We start from the raw sequence: 13,714 nt of genomic DNA, 5'->3' as shown, positions 1-13,714 counted from the left end.
TAGTCCATAAAAATAGTATTTTTGGATAACAAAACAACAAAACATGCTTAAACAAGATTTAAAAATTACTGAATACAACGAATACTTTTCTAGATACATCAATAAGGTTGCTAATAACACAAGTATTTCAAAAGGCTTTGAAGAAGATAAAAACATGGTAATTAACTTCTTTTCTTCCATACCTGAAGATAAATTAGAGTATCGCTATCAACCAGAAAAATGGAGTATTAAAGAAGTATTGCAACATATTATAGATACTGAACGAATTTTTATGTATCGGTTCTTACGAATTGCCAGAAACGATAAAACTGCTTTAGCTGGCTTTGATCAAAACATATACATTTCTCCGTCGCAAGCTAACAACAAATCGTTAGAAGAATTAATTCATGAATTTACTACAACTCGTTTGTATTCAATAAACCTGATAAATAGTATTTCAGAAAATAACTTACAAAACATAGGAACTGCCAGTGAATCTCAAATATCAGCCAGAGCTTGTGCTTTTACTTTATTAGGACATAGCATTTGGCATATAGAAATTATTAAAGAACGCTATTTATAATGTTAGAAATTAGACCAAATTGCGAACACTGCAATAAAGATTTGCCTAATACATCAACCGAGGCTATGATTTGCTCTTTTGAATGTACTTATTGTAAAACTTGTGCTTTAGAAATTTTTGAAAATGTTTGCCCAAGTTGCTCGGGAAATTTTGTGGAAAGACCTATTCGACCTTTAAAAATGATTGAAAAATATCCTGCTTCATCTAATCGCATTTTCAAGCCAAAAGAACTCTCAAAAACAAAAATAAACTCAGAAAAATTTAAAGATGTTAAACCAGAAAGAAGATAAAACAATACATATTAGAAAAGCAACAGAAACCGATGTTGAAGTTTTAGCTTTACTTGGGAGAATAACTTACAGTGAATCTCACGGTCATTTTATTAATGATAAAAATGACCTGTTAGCCTACAATAATAAAGCGTTTTCAATCGCAAAAATCAAAGAAGACATAGATAACAACAACAACTTATTCTACATCTTATATGTAAACAACTTACCAGTTGGATACGCTAAATTAGTACTTAATGCAACACATGAAAGTATAACGTCTACCACTAATTGTAGGCTTGAAAGAATATACATTTTAAATGATTTTATTCCTTTAAAAATTGGGCAACAACTTTTAACCTTCATCGAATCGAAAGCTAAAGAATTACAATTAGATACCATATGGCTTTCTGTTTACATCAAAAACGAAAGAGCTATACGTTTTTACAAAAGAAATGAATTTAAAGATACAGGAAAATTAGATTTCTTAGTTAATGGAAATTCTTATGAAAACTTCGTTTTATCTAAAAAAATTAAATTATGAAAGAATATTCAAAATCAAAACTAAACAGAGTAAAAAGGGGGCAAAATAGAGCTACTTACGATGTTGAAAAGATTAATACAATTTTAGACGCTGGTTTTATTGGTTATGTAAGCTATGTTTATCAAGGAGGAGCTATTACACTTCCAATGGCTTACGGAAGAAAAGACAACAAAATATACCTACATGGTTCACAAGCCAACAGAATGCTATTAGCTCTTCTAGAAGCTAAAGAAATGAGCATGACCGTAATGCATATAGACGCCTTAGTCTTGGCGCGTTCTGGATTACATCATTCAGTAAACTATAGATCAGCAACTCTTTTTGGGTCAGTTAAAAAGGTTACTAATCCTGAAGAAAAAGATGCTGCTTTATTTTGTTTTATGGAGCACATGATGAAAGGTCGATGGGATGGAATACGCCCAATGCATCAAAAAGAATTAGACAGAACCATGGTTGTAGAAATGACTATTGAAACAGCTTCTGCTAAAATTAGAGATGTTGGAGTAGCTGATGAGCCAGAAGATTACAATTTAGATGTTTGGGCTGGCTTGGTACCTATTAAACAAATAGCCCTACCTCCTATTTCTGATGAAAAATTAAAAGAAGGAATTGAAATTCCTCAGCACGTTACAAATTATTATAATCAAAATAAATAGTACATTAGCCGACTTTATTAACCCCTTTAAAATTTAACCATGTTGTTAAAAAAATCCCTAATAGCCCTATTTGTAACTTTATTTTTTATTTCATGTAGCGACAATGACTCTGAAAACATAATCTCTGGAGAACATGCCGAAATTACACAGCAAATTCATAAACTTGTAAATCAGCATAGAGTTAGTAAAGGTAAATCTGAACTTACTTTTAGTAATGAAGCTTCAGTAATTGCTTTAAAACACACAAAATATATGATTGGGCTTAATCAAATTAATCATGATAAATCTGACGATCGATTCAAAGAGCTACAAAATTTAGACAACGCTATGGCTTTTGCTGAAAATGTTGCTGCTCTTCAAAAAACAGCAGAAGAGGTAGTAAACGCTTGGTTAAATAGTAATGGACACAGAAAAAACATTGAAGGTAACTATACCCATACTGGAATAGGTGTTGAAAAAAATAGTGCTGGGCATTACTATTTTACACAATTATTCTATTCTAAATAATTTTATAAAATCATTTAGCATTATGAAAACTTACGATGTTGTTATTCTTACAGACAATGAACACTTAAAACCTGTTGAAAATAACAACATCGTAAAAAATGTGCTTAACGAAGACAACTACATTAAAATTGCTTTAGAAAAACTTAATTTAAAAGTACTTCGGTTACCTTGGAATGATAAAAAATTTGATTGGTCTCAAACTAAATATATACTGTTTAGATCTACTTGGGATTACCATAAACACTTTCAAGAATTTTCAAGTTGGTTAAATAAAGTTAGTAAACAAACTACCTTATTAAACTCTGAAAATATCATTAGATGGAATATCGACAAGCATTACTTGCTAGATTTACAAAAGCAAGGAGTTCATATATGCGAATCTTACTTTATAGAAATAGGTGAAACTAAAAACCTAAAAAATCTAGCTACACAATTTAATTTATCGGAATTTGTTTTAAAACCATGTGTTTCTGGTGGTGGAAGACACACTTATAAAATTAATTCAAAAAACATAGAACAATACGAAGAAACATTTTCTCAATTAATAAAAGAAGAGGCAATGATACTTCAACCTTTCCAACAAAATATAGTTGATAAAGGAGAAATTTCCCTTGTAGTAATTAATGGAAAGTTTACACATGCTATTTTAAAGACAGCAAAAAAAGGAGATTTTCGAGTACAAGACGACTTTGGAGGTACTATCGAAAACTACATACCAACTCAGGAAGAAATCAATTTTGCTGAAAAAGCTATAAAAGCCTGCAAAGAAGAACCTATTTATGCTAGAGTAGATATTTTTACAGATAATAATGGTAAATTAGCTATCGCTGAATTAGAGCTTGTAGAACCAGAATTATGGTTTAGAAAACAACCAGAAGCAGCAAACAAACTAGCAGAAGGAATTAAACAACTACTAAGTTAAACATGAAAAAGTTTTTTAAAATTTTCGGAGCAATAATTTTACTTTTAATTATTGGACTTACTATTTTTTACTACGTAAACAATGAAGGTTTACCTGAAGGAAAAAGCAACAAAGAAGCTGATGTTTTAGCCAATAAAATGCTAAAAGCATTAAACTATGAAGCATATAAAAATACTCGTTTTTTAGAATGGAGTTTTAGAGGTAAACATTTTTATAAATGGGACAAGCAAAACAATATTGTTGAAGTTTCTTGGGATAACAATAGAGTGGTTTTACACACAAAAAACCAAGAAAACAGTAGTGTATTCATCGACAGCAAACAAGTTGACGCTCCAAAAACGTTAAAAAAGGCTATCGATTATTTTAATAATGATAGTTTTTGGTTAGTTGCACCTTATAAAGTTTTTGAAGATGGTATAGAGCGTAAAATAGTACAACACGAAAATAAGGATGCTCTTATGATTACATATACAACTGGAGGGTCAACCCCTGGTGATTCTTATTTATGGATTTTAGACGATAACTACAAACCCATTGCATATAAAATGTGGGTATCTATTATACCTACAGGAGGTATGGAAGCCTCTTGGAACAATTGGATAACCACACAATCTGGAGCTATTTTACCTACCAAACATGAACTTTCAATTGGAACATTAGACATGGGAGATGTAAAAGGATATAACTAACCTTTTTTATCATTATGGAGCTTCAAAAATATTAGTAATACTATAAGATTTTTATTTTACAGTGAACAAAGCTATTTTACAACCAGATGTTCAATTATACATCCAACAGAATTTAAAAGCTGATATTAATAAACTGATTTTAAAAGGAAGTCCTTTTAATAATATTACTATCCAAGAATTAGCTAATCAGATTGTAGCTAAACAAAAATCTGAAAAGAAATTACCTACTTGGTTTAATACGCAGAACATCTATTACCCCGAAAAGTTAAGTATAGAACAAACATCATCTGAAATAACTGCCGAGTATAAATCTAAATTGATTTCTGGAGATACTATAATTGACCTTACTGGTGGTTTTGGAGTCGATTGCTTAGCTTTTTCTAAAAATTTTAAAAAGGTTGTTCATTGCGAAATTAATGAACAATTATCTGCAATAGTTAAATACAATTATGAAAAACTAGGTATTACAAATATTCAAACTATAGCTCAAAATGGAATTGATTTTTTAAAACAGTTTAATGAAAAACTAGACTGTATTTATATTGATCCTTCTAGAAGACATGACATAAAAGGAAAAGTGTTTTTACTTAAAGATTGCCTTCCTAATGTCCCAGAAAACATTGATTTCTTATTTACAAAAGCCAATAAAATACTCATTAAAAATTCACCAATATTAGACATTACATCTACTATTAATGAATTAAAATTTGTAAAAGAAATTCATATTATTTCACTAAAAAATGAAGTAAAAGAATTATTATTCCTATTAGAAAAAAACCATAAAGAATCAATTCAAATAAAAACACATAACATACTGAATAACAGTATTCAATATTTTAATTTTGTTTTTAAAAACCAATCTACAGAAACCTATTCTTTACCACAGAATTACCTATATGAGCCAAACGCTTCAATTTTGAAATCTGGAGGATTTACAGAGGTTTCTTATCAATTAAAAATTAATAAACTACAACAACATTCTCACCTATATACTTCTGAAGAATTAGTAGAAAATTTCCCTGGTAGAATATTTAAAATAAATAATATTTACCCTTACAATAAAAAGAAAGTCAAAAAATTTATAAAAACAGAAAAAGCTAATATCACCACTAGAAATTTCCCTAAAACAGTAGCTCAAATACGATTAGAAACTAAAATTAAAGATGGTGGTGACACCTATCTATTTTTCACAAAAAACCTTAACAACGAACTAATTATAGTAGATTGTAGCAAAGAGTAATCAAACTATTACAATATATTTTTCTTTTTTTCGTTGTGCATTAAAGAAGGTTACCCTATCTGGGTGTGTTTTGTTTATTAAGGGGTGATAAAACATACCGAAAGGCCTTGGCCTCAAACAAGGCTTTTCAATTCACTTACTTTTAAGTACATTTGTTTACAGCATGAAACAAGCAAGTACCTATCAATCCATAAAATTATCCAACAATCAAGTATCTGAAATTGAAGATAGTCTTGTTATTGAAGCTCCTCTTCAGATAAACATTAATTCAGAATCTTATACTGTTGTTATGAGAACTCCTGGAGATGATAAAGAACTTATTAGAGGTTTATTGTATGCTGAAGATATTTACAAAAAAACTTCAGATTTAAAAATAGAAACGATTGAAGAAAACAAAGATTATTCATCAATTTTAAATGTTTTTATCCCAAAAGAAAAGCTAGGTAAAGGATACTTAAACAAACGCACTTTGCTTTCTGTTTCATCCTGTGGAATTTGTGGAAAAAAAGAAATAAAAGATTTAAAAACAGAAGATAAACCACTTACTGAAAAACATAAAGAATCACTTCATATAAAAGATTCTATGTATTTGAAAATGAACAGTATGCAAGAATTATTTTCAGTTACAGGTGGTAGTCATGCCTGTGCACTTTTTGACAGAAAACAAAACCTTTTAACCATAAAGGAAGACATAGGTAGACATAATGCAGTAGATAAATGTATTGGTGATTTATTAAATAAAAATCTTTTAAAATCGACCAATTACATGCTAGTAAGCGGACGTGTTTCTTACGAAATAGTTTCCAAAGCTTTTCTAGCAAAAATACCTATAATAATTGCTGTTTCAGCTTGCTCATCTTTAGCAGTAGATTTTGCTAAGGAATTTGGTATTTGCTTAATCGGTTTTAGCCGAAATAATAAAATGACAATATATTCTAATCCTCAATATATAAATTATGAGTGATAAAAAAACACACGCTCAACCACCAGAAGAGCTAACAGGAATCAAACTAATTGATATTCCTAAAAAAGCAGTTGGAACCAAAGCAATAAAATCTGCTTTAAATCATGTTTTTTCAGAAACAGGAGTTAGTAAGGGAATTGGCTTGCTTCAAAATCTTAACCAAATAAATGGTTTTGATTGTCCAGGTTGCGCATGGCCAGACCCAGATGAAAAGAGAGCTTTTCTTGCAGAATACTGTGAAAATGGAGCTAAAGCAGTTGCTGAAGAGGCTACAAAAAATAGGGTATCTCCCCTATTCTTTGCTACACATTCTGTTCAAGAAATGTCTGAATGGTCTGATTATAAAATTGGAAAAAGTGGTCGTATTACGCACCCTATGATTTTGCGAGAAGGATCAAATAATTATGAAGAGATATCTTGGGAAGAAGCTTTTAACCTTATAGGCAAAGAATTAAATAGCTTAAGCTCTCCAGATGAAGCTATATTTTACACTTCTGGAAGAACTAGCAATGAAGCTGCTTACTTATATCAATTATTTGTTCGCCAATTTGGTACAAATAACCTACCAGATTGCTCTAATATGTGCCACGAAAGTAGCGGAAGTGCTCTATCTGAAACACTTGGAATTGGTAAAGGGTCTGTAACTTTAGACGATTTTAATCATGCAGATTTAGTTATTGTAATGGGTCAAAACCCAGGGACCAATCACCCAAGAATGCTTACAGCGTTAAGAGATACCAAAAAAAATGGTGGAAAAATAATGACTATTAATCCATTACCTGAAGTTGGATTAATGAATTATGTTGATCCTCAAAACCCTTTAAAATGGTTAGGCTCTGGTGACAAATTAACCGATTTATTTCTTCAAGTAAAAATAAATGGAGATGTAGCTTTATTGAAAATCATCTTAAAATTGATGAAAGAAAAGGAAAACAAAGAACCAAACACTGTTTTCAATCATCAATTTATAAAAGAAAAAACGCATGGTGTAGATGAATTTTTAAATGATTTAGACAACTACACAATAGAAGAGTTACTACCTCAAACAGGCTTACCTATTGAAACCATTAAAGAAGCTACAGAGTTAATTATAAATAACGACAAGATTATAATCTGTTGGGCAATGGGATTAACTCAACATAAAAATGCTGTAGACAACATTAGAGAGTTAGTTAATTTACTTCTTTTAAAAGGTAGTATTGGTAAAAAAGGAGCTGGTACCTGTCCTGTTCGTGGGCATTCCAATGTACAAGGAGATAGAACCATGGGAATTTGGGAAAAACCAAAAGATTCGTTTTTAGATAACTTAGAAAAAGAATTTAATTTCAAAGCTCCTCGCAAACATGGTTACGATGTAGTTGCAGCTATTGAAGCTATGCATAAAAAAGAAGCTAAGGTATTCATTGGTATGGGTGGTAACTTTATTTCAGCTACACCAGATACTGAATACACAGCTGAAGCGTTGAGAAATTGTAATTTAACCGTTCAAGTTTCAACAAAACTAAATAGAAGTCACTTAGTCCATGGAAAACAAGCCTTAATACTTCCTTGTTTAGGACGATCTGAAAAGGATATTCAAGCTAGTGGAGAGCAATTTGTTTCTGTAGAAAATTCTATGGGAGTTGTACACAAATCTAATGGTCATTTATCACCATCATCTTCAGAATTACTTAGCGAACCAGCTATTGTAGCAGGAATTGCCGAAGCTACTTTAAAAAAATCTACTACTGAATGGAAATCATTAGTTACTAACTATGATTTAATTCGAAATAAAATAGAAGCCACCATCCCTGGTTTTAACAATTATAATAAACGAGTAAGAAATAAAGGTGGATTTTATCTTCCAAACAACGCAAGAGATAATAACTTTACTCCTACAGCAACAGGGAAAGCTAACTTTACTTTAAACTTACCATCAGATGTAGCTTTAGATAGCAATCAATTTATGTTAATGACTATTCGTACTCATGACCAATACAACACCACTATTTATGGATTAAACGACCGCTATAGAGGTGTTTTAAATGAGCGTAGAGTTATTTTTATGAATCCAGATGATATGAAAAACCAAGGTTTATCTAAACTTGACAAAGTAAACTTAGTAAGTCATTTTAAAGGAGAAAGAAGAATTGCAAATGGATTTTTAGTCATACCATATAGCATACCAAGACAGTGTACAGCTACGTATTTTCCTGAAGCAAATGTTTTAGTTCCAATACAAAGTAAAGCTAGAATTAGTCATACTCCAGCCTCTAAAACAGTAATAATAACTGTTGAAAAAGGCTAATTAAAAAAGATTTGTATTTTAGTAAAATAATTTAACATTAATTAACCACCAATTATGCCTTTTATAGAAGAAGAAAAGTTTAAGTTAATGCAAGAAGACTTAGACAATTCAAAATTAAAAAGAGAAGAAGCTGAAAATGAATTAAGCCAAGTTCAAGAAGAATATGACTCTTTTAAAAAGAAGTCTAAAGTTATTCCTATCGTCTTAGGCCTTTTATTAGGAGCTTCTTTAGCAGCCACTTATTATTTTTACACTAACAATGGTGGTAGCTCTTTTTCTTCTACTGACGAAATAGCTACTATAAAGAAAAATGAAGCTCTTAGAGTATTAGACAGTGTTAAAAGAGCACAAGCTAGAGCTAAAAGAAAAGCTAGAGCTCAAGCTAAATCTGGAGATGCAGTTAATACCAATAATGATGAATCTACTAGTAACAGTTCTTTAGACATTAGCAAAGCTGCTTCTGATGTATCAAAAAAGACTTCTGGAAAAACTATATATTCAGTACAAATAGGTGTTTTTTCTAAAAGAAATCACCCGCTATTATCTTCAAAAACAATTCCTTCTACAGTAACAAGTTCTGATGGATATTTTAAATATTCTATAGGTTTATTTTCTACTTTAAAAGAAGCTAAAAAACTACAAAGAGAACTAGTAAAAGTTGGATTTGATGATGCATTTGTAGCTTCATACATAAACGGAAAACGTCAAAAAATACACAATTAAAACAAAACATATTTAATGCTAAATAAAATTAGTAAAAGAGCACTCATATTAGGTTTAATAATGAGTGTTCATTTTTTTTATGCTCAAACTAACATACCAGCTAAAGAAACCCAAAAAGGTTTTGGACAATTAGATTTTTTATCTATAAAAATGCCTGAAAATGAAGAAAACATGGATTTTACAGGGCTTCATTATAATTTAAAACTTAATGATTGGAGCTATGCAGGACTTGGATTCTATGGAGCTGTTGGCGGAATTAGAGGCGGTTTTTTCACATTAGGAATCAATGCTGGTATTCAACAAAAAATAACAAAAAACTTATTTTTAGATACTGGTTTCCATTTCGGTGGTGGTGGAGGTGCTGGTGCTCCAGATGGCGGTGGTGCTTTTATTTTACCTCACCTTAATTTAGGTTACGATTTCAAGTATTTTTCTGCTACTGCTGGTTATAGTTATATCAACTTTTTTGATAAAGGAAACATCAATAGCAGTCAGTTTAATGTTGCTGTACAAATTCCTTTATCTTTTGATTTTACTAACTTTAAAGAAAGAGAACAATCTTTTTCAATAGAAAACCTAACCAATACCTCATGGAATCAAAAAAGAAACCGAGCTTCTTTATTAGTTCATCTTAACAACCTTTCTGTTACCAAAGGAAATCTTAAAGGAAAAACCATACGCTTAGCTGGTTTTGAATTTAATTCTTATTTAAATGATAATATTTTCTTTTTTGTAAAGGCTGATGGGGCTTATCATGGAATCAAAGCAGGCTATATGGACATCTTATTAGGAGCTGGTTATCATTTCTCTATGAATAAAAACAGAACTAATATTTTAGCTAAATTCGGTATTGGTGCCGGAGGTGGCGGTGGTGTAGATACCAAAGGAGGTTTTTTAATTTATCCTGACATCTCTATTGAACAAAAATTATTTAACAATGTTTACGGATCAATAAATAAAGGATTTTTAATGAGTCCTGACGGGCACTTCACCTCCTCTACTCTAGGTTTTGGGCTTAAATATTATATTGACAAAGACGGTATAAAATCTGAAGAGAATAGTTTCTCAACAGCAAAACTTAAAGGATTAGAAACAATTATAAAACACGATATATATATAAATGCAGCTAGAGATACAGGGATAAATCAAGATATGCATCAAATATCTTTACAAGTTAACTTTTTCTTTAATAAATATTTTTACGGTGCTGGTCAAACTTCTTTTGCTAATTTTGGTGATGCTGGAGCGTATGCTGAAGGAATTGTTGGTTTAGGAGTACAATCGAACACTTTCTTTAATAATACCACATCTGTATTTTTACAAGCATTAGCAGGAGCTGCTGGTGGAGGTGGAATTAGTACAGGACAAGGTTTAATAGTTAAACCAAGTGCTGGTATTAATTACAAACTAACAGACAAACTTAATTTAAGAGCAGGATTAGGGTATGTTAAAGCTCGTGGAGGAAATTTAAGTAGTTCTTACTTAAATTTCGGAATCAGCTATAACTTCTCTTATTTAAGTGCTAAATAAACACTTAAAAAAGTAAACATTTCTCAAACCAACACCTAAACAACAATTATATATCCAAAAAAACCGATTATATTTTGATTTAAATCAAAATATAATCGGTTTTAATATTTCATTTTTGACGCATAGAAATTTCTAGCAATTAATTATTAATCAAACTAATTAAAAAAATGAAAAAAATCACCCTTCAAATTTTATCATTGTTAGCTGTAGGAACCTTAATAACAAGCTGTAGTGATAATGAAACTTCTTTAAATCAAGACACACAAATACCAAAACAAATCTTAACTAAGTTAAAAGATTTCAACATTAACACAAACAATGTTACTCTATCGAAACAACACTTACCTGATGGTACTTCGAGAGATAGGTATCTTGTAGAAGGCGACATATATTTAAGTCATGAGCAAATTATGAACTTTGAAAAAGTTGGTCAATATTTAGGAAAAAACTACAGAACTAGTAATTTAGTCGACAGAGGTACTACTATTAATATAATGGGGTACAATGCTAATGATGGTTATGGTTTATCTTCAAGAGAACAAACAGCATTAAGGATGGCTGTAGAAAACTACAACGAACTTAACTTAGATATTCAATTTAACTTAACTTTTGGCACAAATTATTCTCCTCAAGACATGCTTGTTTACGTAGATGCAAATGCTCCAGGTTCTGGAGGTTCAGCAGGGTTTCCTTCTAATGGAAAACCTTATAAATGGGTAGAAATTCACGGTTTAGGTAATTTTAGCCTGGATGTTATTGAACATGTAATTACACATGAAATTGGACATTCTGTTGGTTTTAGACATACCGATTGGCAAACTAGACAAAGCTGTGGACAAAATGTAAACGAAGGACAAGCTGGTGTTGGTGCAATACCTATACCAGGCACGACTCCTGGTTACGACCCAACCTCTTTAATGCTAGCATGTTTTAGTAGCAGCTCTTCAGGTGAATTTAACCAAAATGACAGAATTGCCTTAAACTACTTGTATTAATTATAATTTCTATATAAGTTTTATATTTATAAAAGAGACTTTGTTTTAAACTAGTCTCTTTTTTTTATATTTTGCAGTAAATAACCAATTGTCCCTCAACCCTTATGCTAAAATATATCTGCTCTCTATTCTTAGTATTCTTTTCCTCTACTCTTTTATTTTCTCAAACCAATACAACTTTAAATGAAAATGAATTAATAGATTTAAAAAAGAAATTTTATTTAAATAGAAAAATTGGGATAGACAGTACTTTATTTTACATGAATAAACTTGTTAAAACAAACAACATCCCTTATAAGACTTTTGCATATGCTGCCATTGAATACATAAAAACAAGAGAAAAACAAATTGTAGATTTTTCGTTTTTCAAAGACAGCATATCTAAATACTTACCTAAAATTCCTTTAAAAAAAGAAAACTATAATAGTTTATTTGACATCCACATACTTTTAGGAAATACAAAAAAACGAAGAGGACTTACTAAACAAGCACTTAACAACTATACAAAAGCTGAGGCGTACGCAATTGAAACAAAAGACATTGAGCGAATTATTAAAATAAAAGGAAATATAGCTCTTATATATCAAGATATGGAAGAGTTGAATGAAGCCATATTAAAAATTAAAGAAAAATACTTCTTATTAGAAATAAGTAAGGAAAAATTAGGAAGTAAATTTCAAATTAACAAACTTAAAACCTCTCTTAATATTGGCGCTATTTACGCTACCATGTATAAAAATGATACTTTAAAAAACCAGTATGCAGACTCTTCTTTACACTATTACAATTCTTCACTCAAAACCAATAACCTTAAAGAAAACTCTTATTACCAAGGAAGAATTTATTATGGTTTAGGAACTATTTATACCTTAAAAAAAGAATACACCAAAGCCAATCTTTACCTCGAAAAGAGTTTAGAGATTTTTCATAAATACAAATCATACTCTTATTTATATAAAGGTTATTACAATATTGGCGTTAATTATTACATGGCTAAAGATTTTAATAAAGCTAAAAATAATTTTCTAAAATCACTTCAAATAAAAAATGATACTCTTTTAGATTATAACTATATGTATACAAATAATTATTTATCTAAAATTTATTTAAACCAAAAGAAAGTTGATTCTGCTAATTATTATTTAAATACCTTTTTAAATGCCTATAATAAAATATCTACTAGAGAAAAACAACAATTTAAAGAAGCCTATAAAACAGCTAAAGAAATAAATTTTACTAAAAAAATTAATGCTTTAAACAAAGACAATAATGAAAGAACTTTTTATTACAACGTAATTATTATTAGCTTAATTTTAATATCTGGATTTACAAGTTTTTTTGTTTTTAAAAATAATAGAGAAAAAAGAAAAGCCAAAGAAAGATTAGATAACCTAATAGCTAGAGCTTCTCAAAAAGAAAAAGCAACTCCTTCAACTAGCGACTTAAAAATAAAAGATGAGCAACATCAACAAATTATTAAAGGTTTATCTAAAATTGAAGAGAAATTGTACTTTTTAAAAGATGATTTTAACTTGTATAATGCTGCAAAAAAAATAGGAACTAACACCACTTACCTTTCTAAAGTTATAAAAGCATATAAACAAATGAGTTTTAGCGAATACACTAATGAACTCAGAATTAATTATATTACTAAAAAACTAAGTGAAGATAAAAAAGTTAGAGCCTACACAACTCAAGCTATTGGTGAAATCGGAGGGTATAAAAATGCTAAATCTTTTACTAGAATTTTTAAAAAGCACACAGGAATAACCCCTTATCAATTCATTGAAAAAATTGACAAGGAAGTTTTTTGTAAATAAATTTAG

14 protein-coding genes are annotated in these 13,714 nt (G+C 29.9%); all 14 read left to right on the top strand.

Features of this window, described 5'->3' with window-relative positions:
* Nucleotides 1–43 precede the first annotated feature (43 nt).
* The 14 genes from Q0958_RS06030 to Q0958_RS05965 all read left to right on the top strand — a co-directional run bounded on the left by Q0958_RS06030 (nucleotide 44) and on the right by Q0958_RS05965 (nucleotide 13,708).
* The gene (locus Q0958_RS06030; protein WP_299121025.1) at nucleotides 44–562 is read left to right on the top strand and encodes a DinB family protein; all 519 of its coding nucleotides are present in this window, start codon (nucleotides 44–46) and stop codon (nucleotides 560–562) included.
* Nucleotides 562–852: a DUF1272 domain-containing protein gene (locus Q0958_RS06025; RefSeq protein WP_150898807.1), complete on the top strand. Its 291-nt coding sequence runs from the start codon at nucleotides 562–564 to the stop codon at nucleotides 850–852. Before Q0958_RS06030 ends, Q0958_RS06025 begins: the two co-directional genes overlap by 1 nt.
* Nucleotides 830–1,375, top strand: a complete 546-nt coding sequence (locus Q0958_RS06020; protein ID WP_299121019.1) for a GNAT family N-acetyltransferase — start codon at nucleotides 830–832, stop codon at nucleotides 1,373–1,375. The genes Q0958_RS06025 and Q0958_RS06020 overlap by 23 nt, the downstream gene beginning before the upstream one ends.
* Nucleotides 1,372–2,031, top strand: coding sequence for a pyridoxamine 5'-phosphate oxidase family protein (locus Q0958_RS06015; RefSeq protein ID WP_299121016.1), 660 nt, complete (start codon nucleotides 1,372–1,374; stop codon nucleotides 2,029–2,031). The genes Q0958_RS06020 and Q0958_RS06015 overlap by 4 nt, the downstream gene beginning before the upstream one ends.
* A gap of 39 nt (nucleotides 2,032–2,070) precedes the next feature.
* Complete coding sequence (locus tag Q0958_RS06010; RefSeq protein WP_299121012.1) at nucleotides 2,071–2,538, top strand: CAP domain-containing protein; 468 nt, start codon at nucleotides 2,071–2,073, stop codon at nucleotides 2,536–2,538.
* Between the two features lie 22 nt (nucleotides 2,539–2,560).
* On the top strand, nucleotides 2,561–3,460 hold the full coding sequence (locus Q0958_RS06005; protein WP_299121010.1) for a hypothetical protein: 900 nt from the start codon (nucleotides 2,561–2,563) through the stop codon (nucleotides 3,458–3,460).
* Between the two features lie 2 nt (nucleotides 3,461–3,462).
* Complete coding sequence (locus Q0958_RS06000; RefSeq protein ID WP_299121008.1) at nucleotides 3,463–4,149, top strand: hypothetical protein; 687 nt, start codon at nucleotides 3,463–3,465, stop codon at nucleotides 4,147–4,149.
* Nucleotides 4,150–4,210: 61 nt separating this feature from the next.
* On the top strand, nucleotides 4,211–5,389 hold the full coding sequence (locus Q0958_RS05995) for an RsmD family RNA methyltransferase (protein WP_299121006.1): 1,179 nt from the start codon (nucleotides 4,211–4,213) through the stop codon (nucleotides 5,387–5,389).
* 163 nt (nucleotides 5,390–5,552) lie between these two features.
* A complete protein-coding gene (fdhD, locus tag Q0958_RS05990) occupies nucleotides 5,553–6,353 on the top strand; it encodes a formate dehydrogenase accessory sulfurtransferase FdhD (protein WP_299121004.1) in 801 nt (266 codons plus the stop codon).
* The gene (locus Q0958_RS05985) at nucleotides 6,346–8,640 is read left to right on the top strand and encodes an FdhF/YdeP family oxidoreductase (RefSeq protein ID WP_299121001.1); all 2,295 of its coding nucleotides are present in this window, start codon (nucleotides 6,346–6,348) and stop codon (nucleotides 8,638–8,640) included. Before fdhD ends, Q0958_RS05985 begins: the two co-directional genes overlap by 8 nt.
* Nucleotides 8,641–8,694: 54 nt before the next feature.
* Entirely contained in the window at nucleotides 8,695–9,363 is a 669-nt protein-coding gene (locus Q0958_RS05980) for an SPOR domain-containing protein (RefSeq protein WP_299120998.1), read from the top strand.
* Nucleotides 9,364–9,378: 15 nt separating this feature from the next.
* Nucleotides 9,379–10,893: a hypothetical protein gene (locus Q0958_RS05975; protein WP_299120996.1), complete on the top strand. Its 1,515-nt coding sequence runs from the start codon at nucleotides 9,379–9,381 to the stop codon at nucleotides 10,891–10,893.
* A 167-nt stretch (nucleotides 10,894–11,060) separates the two neighbouring features.
* Nucleotides 11,061–11,888, top strand: a complete 828-nt coding sequence (locus Q0958_RS05970) for a M57 family metalloprotease (protein ID WP_299120994.1) — start codon at nucleotides 11,061–11,063, stop codon at nucleotides 11,886–11,888.
* 104 nt (nucleotides 11,889–11,992) lie between these two features.
* The gene (locus Q0958_RS05965; RefSeq protein WP_299120992.1) at nucleotides 11,993–13,708 is read left to right on the top strand and encodes a helix-turn-helix domain-containing protein; all 1,716 of its coding nucleotides are present in this window, start codon (nucleotides 11,993–11,995) and stop codon (nucleotides 13,706–13,708) included.
* Nucleotides 13,709–13,714: the final 6 nt, after the last annotated feature.

The organism is uncultured Tenacibaculum sp. (genome assembly GCF_947499065.1).
GTDB lineage: Bacteria > Bacteroidota > Bacteroidia > Flavobacteriales > Flavobacteriaceae > Polaribacter.
Note: the sequence above shows the minus strand (reverse complement) of the source record. Positions and strands in the feature narration are given on the sequence as shown.

Bases quoted from the DNA above. Each gene is read 5' to 3' on its own strand.
- fdhD (WP_299121004.1), top strand. From the start codon at position 5,553: ATGAAACAAGCAAGTACCTATCAATCCATAAAATTATCCAACAATCAA.
- Q0958_RS05970 (WP_299120994.1), top strand. From the start codon at position 11,061: ATGAAAAAAATCACCCTTCAAATTTTATCATTGTTAGCTGTAGGAACC.
- Q0958_RS05965 (WP_299120992.1), top strand. From the start codon at position 11,993: ATGCTAAAATATATCTGCTCTCTATTCTTAGTATTCTTTTCCTCTACT.
- Q0958_RS06015 (WP_299121016.1), top strand. From the start codon at position 1,372: ATGAAAGAATATTCAAAATCAAAACTAAACAGAGTAAAAAGGGGGCAA.
- Q0958_RS06000 (WP_299121008.1), top strand. From the start codon at position 3,463: ATGAAAAAGTTTTTTAAAATTTTCGGAGCAATAATTTTACTTTTAATT.
- Q0958_RS05985 (WP_299121001.1), top strand. From the start codon at position 6,346: ATGAGTGATAAAAAAACACACGCTCAACCACCAGAAGAGCTAACAGGA.
- Q0958_RS06010 (WP_299121012.1), top strand. From the start codon at position 2,071: ATGTTGTTAAAAAAATCCCTAATAGCCCTATTTGTAACTTTATTTTTT.
- Q0958_RS06030 (WP_299121025.1), top strand. From the start codon at position 44: ATGCTTAAACAAGATTTAAAAATTACTGAATACAACGAATACTTTTCT.
- Q0958_RS06020 (WP_299121019.1), top strand. From the start codon at position 830: ATGTTAAACCAGAAAGAAGATAAAACAATACATATTAGAAAAGCAACA.
- Q0958_RS06025 (WP_150898807.1), top strand. From the start codon at position 562: ATGTTAGAAATTAGACCAAATTGCGAACACTGCAATAAAGATTTGCCT.
- Q0958_RS05975 (WP_299120996.1), top strand. From the start codon at position 9,379: ATGCTAAATAAAATTAGTAAAAGAGCACTCATATTAGGTTTAATAATG.
- Q0958_RS06005 (WP_299121010.1), top strand. From the start codon at position 2,561: ATGAAAACTTACGATGTTGTTATTCTTACAGACAATGAACACTTAAAA.
- Q0958_RS05980 (WP_299120998.1), top strand. From the start codon at position 8,695: ATGCCTTTTATAGAAGAAGAAAAGTTTAAGTTAATGCAAGAAGACTTA.